This window comes from Micromonospora sp. RTGN7 (assembly GCF_033804645.1).
Lineage (GTDB): Bacteria > Actinomycetota > Actinomycetes > Mycobacteriales > Micromonosporaceae > Micromonospora.
This window is the reverse complement of record NZ_JAPZLF010000002.1, coordinates 183,033-200,792: the sequence shown is the minus strand read 5'-3', so window position 1 is coordinate 200,792 and position 17,760 is coordinate 183,033. Positions and strand designations below refer to the sequence as shown.

Genomic DNA, 17,760 nt, shown 5'->3' with positions numbered 1-17,760 from the left:
CGTCTCTCCTACTCACGGTTGCTGGCCTGGTCGCTCAGCCCTCGCAGAGCGACCAGGGTTGGACGGTCGGCTTCGAGCTGGGACAGCTCGGCGTCAACGAGGTCGGTGAAGAATTGGGCGGGCGACCCGGGGAAGTCGGGTCGCTCGTCGGCATACCACTGGTGCAGCCACGGCTCAAGCTCGGCGATGCCAGCGAGTAGCGGCAGCAGACGCTCCGCCGGCCAGGCCGCCTGGAGCTTGCGGTCCAGGTAGACGGTCGCCAGCGCCTGCGCCTGGGCGAGGTGGTCCCACCCGGCCCAGCCGAGCAGCACGGTGCCGTCGCTGTCCCGGCCCGCCTTCGGGTACGAGATGAACCGCTCCTTCGGCACATCGAGCTTGCCTCGCGCCCGCCAGTACGACGGCTTGGCGAAGTCGGCCGGGGCATACTTCGGCGGGACAGCGATCTGCACGTCCTCGCCCGCGTCCTCCAACCGCTGCTGCGCCCAGGTCCGCTCCCACTGCGCCCGCTTCCGCAGCCCGGATGGCTTGTACCGGTAGACGGGAAGGTAGGGGACATGCACCTCGGCGACCAGCTTGCCGAGGGTCTTCGTCAGGTCGTAGTCGTCGCGCCCGACCCACACCTCCAGCACCGACCGGAAGTCGTCGTCGTGGCGCACCTTGTCAGCGAGCTGCGCCACCGACTGCGGCGTCGGACGGTCGCCCCACAGCTCCGGGGCCTCCAACCGGTCGAGCAGCCAGTCCCGTAGCGCCTTGGTCTGCATGGCGTCCCAGCCGTCGGTGGCCCACCGCCGCTTGCACTCCGGCCGCTCGATCAGCCCGATGTTGCGATCCGACTCGATGACCTCGATCCGCCGCTGCACCAGCGCCCGGTAGTCGTCCGGCCAGTGCGCCGGCATCTCGGTGATCGGCGTCGACCCATGCCGCGCGAACCACTCGGACTCAGAGCCGGTTTTAGCCAACAGGATCTCGAACGCCCGCTCCCCCAACTTGAGTTCCGGCGGTTCCGCGCAGGTCAGATCGTCGTCCCACAGCCTATAGAGCCGGTAGACCTCCCAGTCCAACTCCTCCTGCGCCGCGATCATCCGCGCACGCGTCAGGGCATACTCGTAGTGCGCCGCGCGCAACCTCTCTCGCACCGGAACCCCTGACTCCGCAACCGCCGCCGGGGTCAGGCCGGCAAGACGCTGCGCCAGCGAGTCGATCATCTGAGCCCGCTCCAATGGATACGCCTCAGGCAGCGGAAGCTCCTGTACGCGTGCGCCCGTGAACTCAAAGAAGCGTTCCCAGGCAAAGCGAGCAGTTGACCGCTCGCCGCCACGGTTACCCTTATCCTGACTAACCTGCTTGAGCCAGAAGCACGCTGCCGAGCTGTTCAGCACCCCAAGTAGCCGCAAGTGCTGGTCCTCCGTCGCCCCCTTCGGAAGCTTGATAACTGGAGCATGCGCGTCGAATATGCTACCGCCTCGATCGAGCGAGAAATGGTTGTGCGTAACAACGTTCGGAAAGCTAATTGATAGCGGCGTCGTGTATGCAGACGAGGTGTGCTGCATAAACTCCCACCATTCGCGGCCAGCGTCGGCCATTACTCCCTGGAAGGTGCGTCGCGCAGCAAGAAGCGACCGCAGCGGCCAAAGCTCATCTTCCAGACCGGGGGCAGCATCGTCCCCCAGGTACGGGTACCAGATCAGGCCAGCTGGACACACGCGCCAGTCGCGAACATCTTCTCCCCTGACAATCGGCCGAAGCCTTGACGGGTCAGACTTCTCAGCATGAACGATTAAACGGGGGCGTGAAAAGCTGTCGTCCGAACCAATCCTGACAGCACGACCAATTGGACCATCGATCAAATCGGCCAGCTTGCAAGGATGAGACTCGACCTTTTGCATTACTCGATTTGCACCACCCCCCGAGAGGCTCCACGGATGACTGGCCAGAAAATCGCGTGGAAGGTCGGCAGCGGTTACCCACTCTGATTCGGATCCCGGTTGCTCGATTTGCCTTTCGATCGCTCGCCAGACAAACCCCTCTTCCGGGTTCGACGGCTGCGAGGGCTCGCCGCGCTTACCTAGAATAACCCTCACCGCCCTGCTGTAACGCGAACTGACGGCCCGATTGCGCCCCACAATAATAACCGTGGGCGTTCCGTGGCCGGGAATGTGCGCGCCCGAAGTATCGATGACTTCACGAAGCTCAACATCGCCGGCAAAGAATTCGACCACCAGCCGCTTACCGAATTCGCGCTTCATGAACGAGTTGGCAGTTATCTGACCAACCCAACCCGCTCCATCACCGTCGCGATCCGATCTCCTCACAAGTTCGAAGAAGCGTTGAGCGTACGGCACCGACAAGGAGTAAGTACCTGCGCACATGGAGTACTCTTTGCGATAACGCTCGTTAAGCGCTTTGTCTTTCACGGTGATGTAGGGTGGGTTACCGACCACAACGGTGTACTGCCCCTCACGCAGATAATCGCCGATCGTGTCTGCGTCCTCGGTGACGTACGCGAAGCCGCTCCCGCCCTTGCCGTATTCGAACAGGTCTCCCTGGTGTCGGGAGGTCCGCCCCCCGTGCAGCAGGGAGTCGCCCGTCGCCACCCGCACCGGCCAGGCCGGCGTGCGCTCCAGCGACGTCAGCCCGCACTCCTTCATCGCGGCGACCAGCATCCGGAACCGGGCGATCGCCACCGCGAACGGGTTGATGTCCACCCCGGTCACCTGCCCGAGCGCCCGCTCCACCAGCACCCGCACGTCCGTCGCAGGCTCCCGCTCACGCCACCTGTCAACCAGTCGGCCGAACGCCCCGAGCAGGAAGTGCCCCGACCCGCAGGTCGGGTCGATGACCGAGGTCTCCGAGAGCCCGAACTCCTTCACCGCCGGCTCGAACGTGCGGTCAAGGATGAACTTCTCCACGAAGTCCGGCGTCTGCAGCAGCGCGTACGTTTTCTTCGCGTGCACCGACAGGTCCTGGTACAGGTCGCCGAGGAAGCGGGTGTCGAGGCCCTCGACCCGCAGCGATGCCAGGCCCGGGCCGCGCCGGAAGAACTCCGACAGCCGCTCGGCCGCCTCGCCCGAGATGTCGAACCGCCACACCGGGTTGTGCTCGTCGAAGATCTTGCCGGTGGCGCGCAGTCCGCGCAGGTACTGGAACGCCTCGCGCAGCCAGTGCCGGTCGTTGTGCCGGGGGTTGTCGATCAGGTACTGCTGGCGGTGCTGCACCGCCCGCTCGACCGGCGCGGTCGGCTCCGGGCCACCGATCCAGAGCGGCTCGACCAGCTCGTTGTCCTCGCAGAAGCGCACGAAGACGCAGCCGAGCACCCAGGCCACCGCCGCCTGGTCGAGGACGTCCTCCAGCCAGGTCTCGAACGTCCCCGCCGTGCGCCGCGCGTCTTTCGCCTGGGCGTGCTCCTTCGTCAGCGACGACTCCAGCTCGGAGTCCCGGGCGACCACGCCGCGCAGGTCGTCGGTGAGAGCGGTGACCTGGGCCTGCAGGGCCTTCAGGGGGATCATCGGGGGGCGTTCCTTATCTGCGGGGTGGCGGTGTTGCTCCACTCCTCGGGCAGCCACAGGGACTGGCTGGCCGGCGAGGTGAGCGGGAGTTGCCGGCCGTCGAGCAGCACCAACTCGTTGTGGCGGACGGGCAGCAGCAGCAGCCGGGCGGCGGGGCGGGGCCGGGTGGGGTCGGCCAGCTCCTGGATCAGCCGGAGCTGGTCGTAGCGGGCCAGCGGAGCGGCCTCGGTGATCAGCACCGGCCGGTCGGTCTCCGCGAGCTTCCGCTCGACGGCGGGCATCACCTCGTGCTGGAACAGCTCCACCAGGGACCGGAAGTCGGCGTCGGTCGGCGAACCGGTGTCAGCGGCGACGATCACCTCCCAGGGGAAGCTGAGCGACCGCAGCCGCTCCAGCATGATCGCGGTGACGTCGACCTCGGTGAGGTCGTACCGATTCAGCAGGGCCCGGCGGGCGTGGACGGTCCGCCGGATCGAGGTGAGCGCCACCAGAAAGCCGCGACGGTCGATGACGCCGTCCAGTCGCCTGCTGGCGCGCGCGGCGGCGTCCGGCTCCAGGCGCGGGCCGACCGTGGTGAGCGAACGCGTGCCGGTGACCGAGGAGGTGCGGTCCGGCGGGACGTACCGGGCGTCCTTCGAGTCCCAGACCAGCGGGATCAGCTCCCGCAGCAGCCCGTCGAGCTGCGGCCGGGGCGGCAGCTCCTCGGCGCGGGCGAACCGGGTGCGCACTCTGGCGCGTACCGTCTCGGGGTCGAGTGTCTGGCCGACCAGCGCGCCCGCGGCGAGGCGCAGCGCACGCTCGGCGGGCATCCCCGCCGGGTAGAGCTGGCCCTGCGCGTTGACGGCTGCCTTGCCGCCGCTGCCTGCGGCGGCGAGCTGCAACAGCCGGGCGTCGCTCAGCGGCGGCGCGCCGGCCGGCGGTGCCTCCAGGGCACGCAGCTCCTCCACGGCCCGGACCCGGGTGGGCAGCGGGTCCGCGCCGGCCAGCGCGGCGGCGCGGCTACCGAGCCGGGTCACGTACCCGAGCAGGTCGTCGGCCGTGCGCTCGATGCCCGGGTCGTCGGGCTCCCGGCCGATGAGCACGGTGTCGCCGCCGCGCAGCCGGTGCATGGCCAGCCGGGCGTCGCCGCCCCGGGCCAGCTCGGTCTCCACGGCGGCCCGGACCAGGCCGATGGCCTGCGCGGTACGCCTCGGCTCGGCCGTGTACGAGCCACGGGCGACGATCAGCGCCTCGGCGATCTCCTCGGCGGAGCCCACCCCGCCCCGCCCGTCGAGCAGGGCGACGATCTCGTCGCGGACCAGGCCGAGGGCGGCGTTCGGCTGCCAGTCCCGGGCGACGAACCGCTTGATCAGCGTGGAGATCTGCGGCTGCTGCTTGCCGGCCACCCGGGCCACCTCCGACTGGGACGGCCAGCGCAGGTACCGGCCCTCGGCGTCGGGGGCCTGGCCGAGCAGCACCTGCACGGCCGCGCGGTGCCAGGCCGTGCGGCCGACGACCTCCGGCAGCAGGGTGGCGCAGAGCGCCTCGACGCCCTGCGCGGGTGGGTCGGCGGGCGCGGGCAGCTCCCGCTCGGCGTCGAGGAGGTCGCGCAGCTCCCGGGTGCGGGCCAGGATCTCCTTGCGGGTGGCGTCGGGGACGCCCCGGGCCCGGGTCAGCGCCGACGGCTCGGCGTCCAGCAGCTCGCCGACCGTGGTGAAGCCCAGCCGCTCCAACGCCGAGCGGGCCCGCGCGGTCAGCTCGGTGGCCTCCAGGGGCGAGGTGCGACCCAGCGGGGCGACCGCCCCCGTGTCGTCGGTGGCCGCCGCCGGCTCCGGAATCTCCCGGAACACCGCCCGCCAGGCGTCGGTCATCTCGTCGAGGGTGTCGAAGCGGTCGGCGGTGTCCCGGGCGAGGGCCTTGGCGAAGAAGGCGACGAGCCGGTCGGCGACCGAGGAATCGAAGGCCGAAGGGTCGAGGGTCACCTCGTCGGCGACGGTGGCCGGGTTCGCGCCGTCGCCCCAGCGGGGCAGCGTGCCCGTGGCCATCTCGTACAGGGTGACGGCGGCGGCGAACCGCTCGGCGGCGGCGTCGAAGCGCAGCCGGCGCGGCGGCCCGAGGAACGGGTCGAGGTAGGCGGTGGTGCCGGCGCTGAGCTGGTCGGCCGCCACCCCCGCGAGGGAGAAGTCGAAGATGCACAGGTGCGGCTGCCGGTCCTTCGGCCGAGGACGGGCCGCCAGGTTGGCGGGCTTGATGTCCCGGTGCCACACCCCCTGCCCGTCCAGGAACGCCACGATTTCCAGCAGGTCCCGGCCGTAGCGCTCCAGCAGGTCCAGAGCCAGCCGACCGCCGCGCAGATCCTCGGCGAGGGTCCGCTCGCCGGCGTTCTCCAACAGCAGGGCGGTGCGGTTGCCGACCTTGATCGGGCCCTGCACCAGCGCCGCCACCCGGGAGTCGCGGAGCTTGTCGATGGTGCGGGCCTCGGCGTCGAACCGGTCGGCGTACTGCTCGTCGCGGGCGACCTTGAGCACCAGCTCCCGCCGGCCCTCCGGGGTCTCCTGGGCGACGGAGAGCACGATGGCGGTGGCGCCGCTGCCGAGGTTGCCCAGCACGCTCAGGCCGCCGTCGAGCACGTCACCCCGGTGGGCCTGCAACGGATCCACCACCGGCACGGGCTCCGGTGCGGTCAGCTCCTCCCAGACCAGGTCCATCCAGGTGAGGAAATCCCCCACCCGCTTCATCCGCTGCCCCGGATCGCCCCGGGTCGCGTCGTAGACGGCCGAGACCAGCGCGCCCGGCATGCCGTCGGCGACCGCGTCGAGGTGCAGGCCGCCGTCGGCGACCGCCGCGAGCAACCCCTCGGCGGAGGTCGCCGGCTCGACCCCGGCGAAGATCCGGTACGCCAGCGCACCCAGGGAAAAAATGTCGAGCTGGTGGCCCGGCAACTCCTCCAGGATGGCCGCCTCGGGGGCCTGGTACCGCCGGACCACGTCGTCGAAGAACAGCTCGATGCTGGCCGGATCGGTGAGGGAGCCGAGCGTGGTGACCCGGGTGCCGGGCAGCCGGCCGCCGGTCTGCCAGTCGGTCACCACGAGAGTCGGGCGGGAACCCTCCGGGTCGCAGACGAAGACGGCCCGCGGGTTCAACGACCGGTGCGACAACCGCCGGGAGTGTGCGTGGTCGACGATCTCGGCGAGGTCCTGCACGAGCTGGAGGCGTTGGGCCAGTTGCAGCCGGCCGTCCCGCTCGGCCAGCCACTGGTCCAGGCGTACCCACTCGGCGCGGTGGTCGAAGACGACCGCCGGCCCCCACGGGTGCTCGACCAGGTCGAGGGCGCGGGCGATACCCGGGTGGTGGATGCCCTGCAGCAGCCGGAACTCGCGCTCCGCCGCTAGCTTGATCTTCGGTACATCCTCCTCGGCCGCCCGGCTGGTCAGATAGAACCGCACCCGGCGCAGCAGCTCGGTGCCGACGGTGTGGTCGGCGAGGAAGTCCTGCCAGCCGATGCCCTCGGCGAACGGCCGCTGGTGCAGCACGAGCTGGTTGACCCGGCGGTCCGCGACCGAGGGTCGGATCCGCGCGCCCTTCACCAGCTCGACGATCTGCCGGCCCCGGACCGCGTCGACCCGGTTGCGGGCGTCGACCGGCTGGGCGAGCAGCAGCTCCTTCAGGCTCGGCAGGTGGGAGGTGTCGCTGCCCTCCAGGCCGTAGACGTGCTGGCGGCCGATGTCGTCCAGGTCCCCGCGCATGTTCGTGGCGTGCAGGAAGACCGCCGCCTGGACGTACGGGACCTTCGCGCCGTGCGGCGCGTACTGCTGGATGACGCTGCGCAGCCGCTTCGCCTTGCGATTGACCAGGATCAGTGGGCTGTCGACCACCTGGGTCGCGCCATTGGGCTTGCGCCGCCGCCACTGCTGGCCGTCGCCGGATATCCGGCCCTGCCAGTGCTTGAGTTCCAGCACGTAGAGGCCGCTGCGGGTGAGCACCAGCGCGTCGACCTCGTTGATCGAGCCGTCGGTGCCGACGAACTCCACATTGGCCCAGACGTGGAACGGCTCGGCATCCGGGAGGTACGACGCCAGCTCACGCAGGCCCTCTTGCTCATGCTGGTACGCACTCGAGTTGATCTGCACCCAGCGTGGCGAGTCCTCACGCATACCGCACCGTGCGTTCCTGCGCGATCATCAGTGCCACTCCCGGATAGCCAGACCGTCCTACAGCCCGGTGGACGGTACCGTCCACTGCCATTTCTGCCCATAGCCATCAGGTCAAGACAAGCGAACCGGACGTTGGAAAGCAGTATTGACCGCCCCAATTCGGTGCCTCACCTGGGAATTCGGATTCCCTGCACCGCCCTGTCAGCTCCTCGGTCGGGAATCCGACAGCCCCTGCTGGCTGATGTTTCCTCCTACCCCTTCGCCGACCCGCCGCACGCCCGGCGCAACCGCCGGGCCAAGACGGCGGGGGCGAGGAATCAGCCGCGACAGGAACTCCTGTGTCTCCGAATCGACCGAGTAGAGAAGGGTGCCGAACAATCCCCGGGTGAGCAGCACCTTGTACGCGTTGCGGATCAACCTGTCCGGATTCTTCGCCTTGACTCTTCCGTCCCGGGAAACCAGCTTGGGATCACGCAGCCCGCCGGGCCAGGTGACGAACCGACCGCCACGTACCACCAGGTCAGGTCCCAGAATTACTCCCGACCAGTGGTATTCGAAGCCCTGAGCGGTGTAGATGCAGCCGATCTGGTGAAAGCCCCCGGGATCCGTCGCCCAGTAGGAACTCGACGGGATGCCGGGCGGCGGATGCTCCTCGTAGGCGTTCCACGGGCGCGCCCACCCGCCGATGCGGACGTCCGGCGCCAACCGCCCGCCGCGAGACTGCAGTGTCCACGGCCAGCAGAAGCCCGCCGAAATCCTGGCCGTCTCGCCCCGGTCGTTGCAGTGCCGAAGGATCGCCTCCATCTCCTCGGGCGAGTCGGCCAGCCCCAGCCGGAAGTTCTCGTCCCCGGTCCACCGGTACGGGTCCGCGTTCTCCAGCCCCAGCAGACAGCGCACCCACCGCTCGTAGCGGGGGCTACCGCCACACCGGAACTGCGCGCCCAGGGTGACCTCGTCCACCTCCAGGTCCAGACGATTCGCCGCCTCCTTGATCGCGGCGACGCTGCCCACCTCGTCCGGCCGCACGACCTGATAGTCATCGAGGAGGAATACCGGCACCTTCGCCGCGTCGATCAGCTCCTGTACCTGCGGTCGGGAGGCGCTCCACTGCCCACGTGTGGTGCGCTCCCGGATGCGGTGCGACTCGTCACAGATCAGCACGTCGAGGCCGTCTTTCCGACTGGCCGTGAAGTTCATGAAGTACTTGAACAGCCGATCAGACCGTTGCGACGGGTGCAGGGGCTGCTTGCGGGCGTAGAGCTGCAGGGTGCGGGTGAACGCTTTCGAGCCGGTCGCATGGTTGACCTGTCGCCCCTGCCGCAGCAGGTCGGCGAAGAGGTCGAGCGCGATGGCGCTCTTGCCGGTGCCCGGCCCACCGGACACCACCACGACCCGCTTGCGCCGACCCGCGTCGGCCCACCGCACCGCCCGCATGACCAGCTCGTACGCCGCACGCTGCTCGTCCAGCAGGACGAAGTGCCCCCGGTTGCCCACCTCGTCGGCCGCGTTTGCCAACAGCCGCGCGCTCTGCCTCACCGGGCTGGTCAACAACCGTTGCGCGGCACGCCCGTCCCGGACCTTGGAGAACCTCGCGGCCAGATAGCCAGGGAAGCGGTCGGCGCGGTCCGGCGTGTAGAGCATGTTGCGGTAGCTCCGAGGCGACGGCCGATCGGGAATGCTGTCGGCAGTGGCGTTGTGCAGGTACGCCATGCCATGCACCGCCTCCGGCCATTCGCGCAGCCGCTCAAGGTGGTCCACCAGATAGGAGCAGTACGCCTCGACCTGCACCGAGGGGTGCAGCAGCGGCTTCGACGTCCACGGAGCCCGCAGGAGGCAACCAGCCTCGTCGTACCGCTCCGCCGCACTCCATTGCTTCAGCTCGACGACCAGGTACGCCGGACGCAGGTGCAGCGGTTCAGCACCCGCCAGGATGACGTCGATCCGTTGACTGCTACGGGGAAGCTGGTATTCCACCAACGCGTCGAGGTCACCGAACCCCAGCTCGCAGAGGTGCCGGGCGAGCGCCGGCAGGCTCCTGCGCCACGACTCCCGCTCGGGCTCCTCCACCGAGTACCCGGTGGCGACCATGTGCGCGGAAACCTCGTCGACCAGTCGCCCTGCGTCGGCCAGTTCCAGGATCTGGGCGGGTGTGGTCTGGTACGCCGGCACTGACGGGCCCCCAAGACACGAGAATCTCGTGCGGTGGGGGCGTATCCCTCACAGGAAGCCCGTCGTTCCGCTCAACCGACCGCCACCCTAGCGACACGCTTTGGCTGCCGCTACCCGGCCGTCTTCTCGAACCGGACCTCCGGCGGGTGTTCGACCCGCACCAGGCCGCGCAGGTACTCGTGGGTCTCCGGGTCCGTCGCGTACAGCACCGTGCCCCGCATCCCCCGGGTGAGCAGCACCTTGTACGTGTTGCGGATGAGCCGGTCCGCCTCGTGGTCGCTGACCGACTTCCTGCTACGGAACGCCGGATCCTTCGACTCCTCGCGACGGGTGACCAGTCGCCCGTCCCGGGCCACCAGGTCCGGACCGACGATCACCCCGGACCAGTCGTACTCGAAGCCCTGCGCGGTGTAGACGCAGCCGACCTGCCCGAACCCGTTCGGATCGGTGGCCCAGTAGGCGCTGCCCGGGGCGTCGCCGATGCTGCGGTCGCTCTTGACGTTCCACGGCCTGGTCCAGTCACCGATCGTCACGTCCGGCACGAGCGTGCCGTCCGGCCTCGGGTCAGTCCACGGCCAGCAGTAGCCGGCTGACATCCTGGCCGTGCCGCCGGTCTCCTGCCGGTCGGCGAGCCACTCCTCCATCTCCCACGGCGATTCCACGACCCGTACGTCGAACCGGCCGTCACCCGACCAGACGGACGGCTCGCCGCCGTCGAGGCCGAGCAGGTCCAGGACCCACTGCTCGTACGCCTCGCTGCCGCCGCAGCGGAACTGGTCGTGCAGCGAGACGACATCGCACTCCAGGCCCAGCTTCTCGGCGAACGCCGAGATGACCTCGACGTTGCCCAGCTCGCCGGGCTTGACCACCTGGTGCTCGTCGAGGAGGAAGACCGGCACCCGGGCGACGGAGAGGAGTTCCTCCAGTTGCGGGCGGGCGACATCTCGGCGGGCCTTGGTCGTGTACCGGTTCACCGAGGTCTCCCGCACCCGGTGTGCCTCGTCGCAGATCAGCACCTCGACGTCGTTGGTGCCGGCGTCCATGAAGCTGTTGAAGTACTTGAACAGGCTCTGCAGGCGGGTGGATCCGCGGCCCGCGTATCGGCGCAGGGTCTGGGTGAAGGACCGGGAACCGGTGGCGTGCAGCACCGACCGGTTCTGCCGCGCCAGCTCACCGAGGATCGCCAGGGCGATGACGCTCTTGCCACTGCCCGGCCCGCCCGCCACCACCACCGCCTTCTTGTGGTTCGCCGTCCGGGCCCGCTCGACCGCGTGCATGACCAGCTCGTACGCCACGCGCTGCTCATCCAGGAGGGTGAAGTGCGAGCTTTCCTTCAACTCGGCCGCCGCGTACGCCAGCAGGTGCCGGCTCGGACGCACGGAGCTGGTCAGGAACCGGTCCGCGGCGTCCGCTCCCGAAGTGGCGGCGAACCGGCTGCGTAGGTGGTCGAGCCACTGGCCCCGGCGTTGCCCGGTGAAGATCCGGCTCTGCTCGGTGGCCGGCCGGTCGAACAGGTCGACAACATCCCGGTCCACCGCGTTGTGCAGGTACGCGGCACCGCTCAACCGCTTCTGCTCCCGCCCGAGGATCCCCAGGAAGTCACTGAGGTAGCGGCAGTAGTCGGCCACCTGGATGCCCGGGTGCAGCCGTGGTCCCCGGACCTGCTCAACGGCCACCAGGGTGTTGGAGTCCTCGTAGGCCGTGGCATAGCTCCACTGCTTCAGCTCGACCACAAGGTACGAGTCGTCCCCGGTACGCGGGTCGGCCCCCGCCAGCACCGCGTCGACCCGCCGGCTCGTCAACGGAAGCTGGTACTCGACCAGCACCTCGACCTGTGACAGACCGGCGTCGACGAGATCCTGGGCCAGCACCGGCAGGCTGCGCGACCAGGCCCGCTTCTCGGCGGGAGCCACTCCGTGGCCGCTGTGCCGGGCCCGCTCGGCCAGCACCTCGACCAGGGTGCCATCGGTGGCGAGACGCAGAAGACCAGCAGCAGACGTGCGGTACGCCGACATCAGGGAAGCGCCTCCGGGCAGCACGAAGTGTTCGCGCGGGGGGCATATCCGTGACCCAGAAGCCCGTCGGACCGCTTTCTACCCGAATACCCTATCCAGAAGATCGACCAGCGGCTACGGCCGTACCGCCTTCGCGGCCGAACCGCGCACCCGCTCCGCCGGGTATCGCCGGGCCACTTCGGTCAGCTTGTCTTCCGCTGCCCGAACCAGATCGATCCCGAGCACGTCGGCCAGCCGGGTCAGGTAGATCATGACGTCCCCGATCTCCGCGCGCACCCGGCCGCCCAGCTCCGGATCGGCCATCGCGTGCGCCGCCTCCTCCGGCGTCAGCCACTGCAGCTCCGCCAGCAGCTCCCCCACCTCCCCGGCCAGCGCCATCGCCAGGTTCTTCGGCGTGTGGAACTGCTGCCAGTCCCGGTCCTCCGCGAACCCCCGGAGCTGTTCGGCAAGCTCTGCGACGGTCTTCGGACCGCTGTTGTCGTTTCCGTTCACATCGTCTCCAGGCGCTCACTGTGGTGCGTCGGCTGCAGGGACGATCCTCACACGGCTGAACACGCAGGTCCCGTCATCCCTCCCTCTGGATCAGTGCCCGACCGAAACGGTCTTCGCGTTGGGGGAATCCTCCAGAGCCGCCACCCCCGACTCGGAGAAGACGCTTTCTCGTCCGGCCGGGCCTGGTCTTGATACTCGGAACGGCCCTGCGGAAGCAGAGTCAGGGCCGGCGACGAAGAAGCACAGTGGACGGCCAGCCGTGGCATCATCTGCTAGTGGTGCTGGTGGGCAAGTTCGTGCTCATGATCGTGCCAGCACTGACCCTGCTGAGGATCTACTCGATCGCACGCGGCCTGGTGTGGCTGTGGAGAAACGGCGCACGGTTCAACGACCTGCTCGCGGCCCGGCAGCCGATCACCATTGACGAGCGGGACGAGATCATCCGGCTGACCGGTGGCAGCTTCCTCCCCTTCGGGTCGAAGGCGTACCGGCTCGCTCGAGCCGCGAGGAACGGTCGGACCCGCTGGCAGCGGGCACTGCGGTCACCGCTGCGCCCGTTGCTGCTCGCCTGGCGCTACCCGGTGTTCGTGCTGCTACTCCTCGCCTACCTGATCATGCTGGCCCATGCACCGTGGATCGAGAGCCCGGACCTGCGCGGCTTCGCCTCGGTCGGGGGCGTGGTGACCGCACTGCTGGCGATGATCGGACCGATCCTGCTCGCGGTGGAGGCCCTCGTCGCCATGGCTTTCACCGGCGCGTACGCCACCTCGGTCCACGCCGGCTCGCTACGCGAGGACGCGATGAAACCCAAGATCCTGATCGAGTTTCAGGCATTCGTCGGCGCACTCTTCACAGCGCATGTCTCGGCGGCCGGGGCGATGTACCTCGTGAGCACCCGGATCGAGGAGTACGGAAAACTCCCTGTACCCCCCGAAAGCCTGCTTGCCGCGATCCAACGGGTGCAGGACGTCTCGTACTACTCGCTGTTCACCATGCTCGGGGCCAGCGATCCGGAACCGCAGGGACCCATCGGCAAGCTCGCTACCGGCCTGATCGGGCTACAGGGCATCGCCCTTCTGCTGATCGTGCTCGGCACGACCATGTCACCTCCCGCCCGGCATGCCTCTGCCGCTGCGCCGCCTGAGGAGGGCGTTACCCCGGATCCGCCGGCGTCGAGGACGGCCGACACCGAGCCGGCTCGTCCCGGCCCCAAGGGCGACAGGCGGCGGAGTCGGCTGGCCGTGGTCGCCGCCGCAGCGGCGGTCGTGGCGGTGACCGCCATGGTGACCCGGCACAGCGGCAGCCGACGGAGCCAACGACGTTGATCAGCGATCCGGTTGGAGAACCCGCCGGTGCGCGACCTTCTGGACCGTCTCCGGGACCTCGACGTCGACCGGAAGAAGGTCCCGTTCCGGTTGGAGGCCGTTGGCCTCAGCAGCGAGGAGGCCCGCTTGTTGGACACGAACGGTGTCGTGTTCCGGGAGGGCGACCAGTACTGGATTCCGGAGATCTTCCGGCACGGGTTGGGCTTCTCGGTGCAGGGTCGACCGAGGGTGGTCGCGATGGCGAAGTTGGTACGCCGCCGCAACGACATCTCCGGCTGACCCGTCACGTCAGTTCCCTGCGACCGGATAATTTCGCTGTCACCTCGTCGGCCCGCTCCTGCCCGGCGAGGACCCCCAGATCAGCCTCCGGTTCGCTCCGGGCCGCCCGGACTCGGCGGTGTCGCGCCGTCGCCTGCACATTCACCTGACCAGCGCCGACCCGCCGACCAGCAGCAGACGGTGGCGCGGGTGCTGGGGCTCGGCTGCAGGCGGCGACGGCGGCTGCCGGAACAACCGAGGTCCGGTCAGTGGGGCTCGCCGTCGCCGGTCGCCTGCGGCGAGGATTGCCCCGACGTCTTGCGGAACCACAGACTCACGCCCGCCATTCCACAGACCGCTCCCGCGACCACGACCGCCGTCTCCCCGAGCTCGGAGAGATCGTCCAGGAACGAGAAGGTGTGCGAGAGCGCCAACGCCACGAACGCGATCAGCAACAACAGGACGGCGAGGACACGCTGTAGCACCATGGGCGACATTGGAGCACACTCCTGCGACATCGCCGATCGTCAGCCGCCTCCCTGCTGGTTCACCGTGCGCAGAACGGGGCGCGTGGTGAGGGCCGTGGCGTCCAGCGCCCGTCCGGCGCGCACCGTGACCGTCGCCGACTCGCCCGGGAGCAGGGTGAGCAGGGCGTCGTCGGCCTCGGCGGTCGGGTCGAGGCGGTCCGGGAAGAGGGTCAGGTCGCGCAGGATGGTGGCGGCGGTGACGTGCACCCGTACGCCGCCGTCGATCGGCTCCACCGTCGCCTCGTAGGACGCCGCCGGCCAGTCGATGTCTCGGTCCTCGGCGAAGAACCACAGCGCCCGGTCGGCGCTCCGACCCGCCTCGGCGAGCAGCAGCTCCCGCCGGGCGTCCTTCGGCGTGGCCAGGTCCGCCGGCAACACCAGCTCCAATTTTCCGTACGCGGGCACGTCGAGGTCGTACGTCGTCTTGGCCTTCGGCTCACCGGCGAGGCTCAGTCGGGTGACCGTGACCGGGGAACGCCACGGCCGGCCGGTGTCGTTGACCGCCACCACGGCCAGGCCCCCGTCGCGGGGTGCGACGGTGAGGAGCCGGTCGGCGTACGCCCGGCGCAGCGCGTACCACAGGGGTTTGCGGCGGCCGTCGCCGTCGACCGCCGACCACGAGGTCACCGGCCAGCAGTCGTTGAGCTGCCAGACGATGGTGCCCATGCAGACGCCCCGGTGCGAGCGGAAGTGCTCCACCCCGAGCTGGATGGCCCGAGCCTGGTTGAGCTGCGTGAAGTAGTGCCACTCGTCGAAGTCGACCGGCGGCGGCAGGTGCGCGTCCAGACCGCGCTGGAGCTTCGCGTCGCCGTCGGCGGCCTTCTGGTGGTGGGCCATCCCCTTCGAGTCGGGCGCGAGCGGGTCGTCGGAGAGCGCCCGGCGCAGCGTCGCGTACGCGGGGGGCGCCTGGTAGCCGAACTCGGCGACGAACCGGGGGACGTACTCCCGGTATTTGGTGTAGTCGTCGGTGTTCCACACGTCCCAGATGTGGGTGGTGCCGTGCGCCGGGTCGTTCGGGTGGAGCTGTTCACTCCCCGACCAGGGGCTACCCGGCCAGTACGGGCGGGTCGGGTCCAGCTCGGCGACGATCCGGGGCAGCAGGTCCAGGTAGTACCCCCGGCCCCAGGTGCGGCCCGCGAGCGGCTCCTGCCAGTCCCAGTCGTGCCAGCCCCAGATGTTCTCGTTGTTGCCGGTCCAGAGCACCAGCGACGGGTGGGCGGCCAGCCGGGTGACCTGCTCGCGCGCCTCGGCCTCCACCTCGGAGCCGAACGGCTCCTCCTCCGGGTACGCCGCGCAGGCGAACAGGAAGTCCTGCTGCACCAGCAGCCCCCGCTCGTCGGCCAGCTCGTAGAAGTCCTCCGACTCGTACCGGCCGCCGCCCCAGACCCGCAGCAGGTTGATGTTCGCACCCACCGCCTGGTCGAAGCGTTCGGCCAGCCGCCGCCGGGTGACCCGGTTGGGGAAGGCGTCGTCGGGGATCCAGTTGACGCCGCGGACGAAGACGGGCACGCCGTTGACGTGCAGGGCGAACGCGGAGCCGTGCTCGTCCGGGGCGGTGTCCAGGCGGACCGTGCGGAAGCCGATCCGCCGGGACCAGGCGTCCAGCTTCCGCCCGTCGGCGGCGTGCAGGGTGACCGCGAGGGGGTGCAGCGGCTGGTCACCGTACCCCCGGGGCCACCACAGCGCGGGGTCGCGGACCTCGACTGTCAGCGCGGCCGTGCGCTCGCCGGCCGCCAGCACGGCCTCGGCGGCGACGCCGGCCACCTCGGCGCGGACGGTGACCGGGGCGTCGGCGGCGCGCTCGACCTCGACGCGCAGCTCGACCCGGCCGACGCCGTCGGCGACGGTGACCAGCGGGCGGACGGTCGCCAGTCGGGCCGTCGACCAGGCATGCAGGGCGATGTCCTGCCAGATGCCGGCGGTGACCACCGTCGGCCCCCAGTCCCAGCCGAAGTTGCAGGCCGTCTTGCGGATGAAGTGGAACGGCTCCGGGTACGCGTTGGGTCGGTCACCGAGCCGGTCCCGGTGCGCCTCGGCGTAGCGGTACGCCGAGTCGAGGCGGACGGTCAGCGTGTTGGCCCCCGGCCGCAGCACATGCGTGACGTCGAACCGGTGACTGCGGTGCATGTTCTCGGTGCGGCCCACCTCGGCCCCGTTGAGGGTGACGGTGGCGACCGTGTCGAGACCGGCGCAGGCCAGGTCGACCCGGTCGGCGTCGCCAGCCGGCCGGTCGAAGGTGGTCTCGTAGATCCAGTCGGTGCGCCCGATCCAGGCCAGCGCCGTCTCGTTGTCGTCGAGGTACGGATCGGGGATGAGGCCGGCCGCGAGCAGGTCGGTGTGCACGCAGCCGGGCACGGTCGCCGGGACCGCCCGGTCGACGATCTCCGGTGGCACCTGCGGGCCGGGAACGGCCCGCAGCACCCACCCCTCGCGCAACGGATGCCGGGTCACGACTTCACCGCACCTTCCATGATTCCGCGGACGATCTGACGCCCGCCGACGAAAAGCATGACCAGCAGGGGAACGGTGGCGACGAACGCCCCCGCGAGTACCCGGCGGTAGATCACGTAGTTGCCGCTGGCCAGGTCGGAAATGGCCACCATGGAGGTGGGGAAGTCCGTGCCGCTGAGCGTGATCAGCGGCCACTGGAAGTCGTTCCAGGTGGCCACGAACGTCAGCAGGCCGAGGACCGCCAGCGCCGGTCGGATCGCCGGCAGCACCATGCTCCGGTAGATCCGCATCGTGGTGGCGCCGTCCATCCGCGCCGACTCGACCAGCTCGTCGGGGACCGAGTTGACGATGAACTGCCGCATGTAGAACACCCCGAATGCGGTGACCAGGCCGGGGGCGATGACCGCGAGCAGGGTGCCGTTCCAGCCGAGCTTGCCCATCACGATGTAGAGCGCCACGATGCCGAGCTGGTTGGGCACGGTGAGGGTGAGCACCACGAAGAGCATCAACCAGCGGCTGCCCTTGAAGCGCAGCTTCGCGAAGGCGAACCCGGCCAGGGAGCAGAAGAACAGCACGGACGCGGTGACCACGACGGAGACGATGGCGCTGTTGACCAGGCTGGCGGCGAAGTAGACGTCCTGGAGGGAGAAGACCTCGTCCAGGTTCGTCAGAAACCGGTCGCCCGGGACCACCGCCGGCGGGATCTTCGCGAGCGCCTCGTCGGTGCTGGTGGCGATGACGAACATCCAGTACAGCGGAAACGCGGCGAACAGGACCGTCACGGCCAGCAGCAGGTACGTCCCGATGCCGGCCGGGGTGTCCTGCGGGGCCCGGCCCACCTGCCGGGGACGCCTACGTCGTGGCGACGCGGCCCCGGTTTCCGG

General features: G+C 69.7%; 10 protein-coding genes. 2 read left to right on the top strand and 8 right to left on the bottom strand.

What is annotated here, in order from left to right; translation table 11 throughout:
- Positions 1 to 8: 8 nt before the first annotated feature.
- From pglX to SNR22_RS04215, 5 genes are all read right to left on the bottom strand, one after another.
- On the bottom strand, positions 9 to 3,506 hold the full coding sequence (gene pglX / locus SNR22_RS04235; RefSeq protein WP_320065114.1) for a BREX-2 system adenine-specific DNA-methyltransferase PglX: 3,498 nt from the start codon (positions 3,504 to 3,506) through the stop codon (positions 9 to 11).
- Entirely contained in the window at positions 3,503 to 7,639 is a 4,137-nt protein-coding gene (gene pglW / locus SNR22_RS04230; RefSeq protein ID WP_320065113.1) for a BREX system serine/threonine kinase PglW, read from the bottom strand. Before pglW ends, pglX begins: the two co-directional genes overlap by 4 nt.
- 201 nt (positions 7,640 to 7,840) lie before the next feature.
- Positions 7,841 to 9,808 carry a DNA/RNA helicase domain-containing protein gene (locus SNR22_RS04225; RefSeq protein WP_320065112.1) on the bottom strand — a complete coding sequence of 656 codons (1,968 nt, stop codon included), beginning with the start codon at positions 9,806 to 9,808 and terminating at the stop codon, positions 7,841 to 7,843.
- Between the two features lie 110 nt (positions 9,809 to 9,918).
- Complete coding sequence (locus tag SNR22_RS04220; protein WP_320065111.1) at positions 9,919 to 11,823, bottom strand: DUF2075 domain-containing protein; 1,905 nt, start codon at positions 11,821 to 11,823, stop codon at positions 9,919 to 9,921.
- A gap of 114 nt (positions 11,824 to 11,937) precedes the next feature.
- Complete coding sequence (locus SNR22_RS04215; RefSeq protein ID WP_320065110.1) at positions 11,938 to 12,315, bottom strand: nucleotide pyrophosphohydrolase; 378 nt, start codon at positions 12,313 to 12,315, stop codon at positions 11,938 to 11,940.
- 245 nt (positions 12,316 to 12,560) lie between these two features.
- Here SNR22_RS04215 and SNR22_RS04210 point away from each other — a divergent pair, with 245 nt between their 5' ends.
- Together SNR22_RS04210 and SNR22_RS04205 are read left to right on the top strand one after the other, a co-directional pair.
- Positions 12,561 to 13,640 (top strand): hypothetical protein, encoded by a 1,080-nt coding sequence (locus SNR22_RS04210; protein WP_320065109.1) that lies wholly within the window; start codon positions 12,561 to 12,563, stop codon positions 13,638 to 13,640.
- A gap of 27 nt (positions 13,641 to 13,667) precedes the next feature.
- Entirely contained in the window at positions 13,668 to 13,919 is a 252-nt protein-coding gene (locus SNR22_RS04205) for a hypothetical protein (protein ID WP_320065108.1), read from the top strand.
- A gap of 245 nt (positions 13,920 to 14,164) precedes the next feature.
- Here the strand turns inward: SNR22_RS04205 and SNR22_RS04200 are convergent, their stop codons facing one another.
- Genes SNR22_RS04200 through SNR22_RS04190 form a run of 3 tightly spaced genes read right to left on the bottom strand, consistent with a single transcriptional unit; the run spans position 14,165 to position 17,715 of the window.
- Positions 14,165 to 14,386 (bottom strand): hypothetical protein, encoded by a 222-nt coding sequence (locus SNR22_RS04200; protein ID WP_320065107.1) that lies wholly within the window; start codon positions 14,384 to 14,386, stop codon positions 14,165 to 14,167.
- A 39-nt stretch (positions 14,387 to 14,425) separates the two neighbouring features.
- Positions 14,426 to 16,876, bottom strand: a complete 2,451-nt coding sequence (locus SNR22_RS04195) for a glycosyl hydrolase 2 galactose-binding domain-containing protein (protein ID WP_320065106.1) — start codon at positions 16,874 to 16,876, stop codon at positions 14,426 to 14,428.
- Positions 16,873 to 17,715 (bottom strand): carbohydrate ABC transporter permease, encoded by an 843-nt coding sequence (locus SNR22_RS04190; RefSeq protein ID WP_320065350.1) that lies wholly within the window; start codon positions 17,713 to 17,715, stop codon positions 16,873 to 16,875. The genes SNR22_RS04195 and SNR22_RS04190 overlap by 4 nt, the downstream gene beginning before the upstream one ends.
- Positions 17,716 to 17,760: the final 45 nt, after the last annotated feature.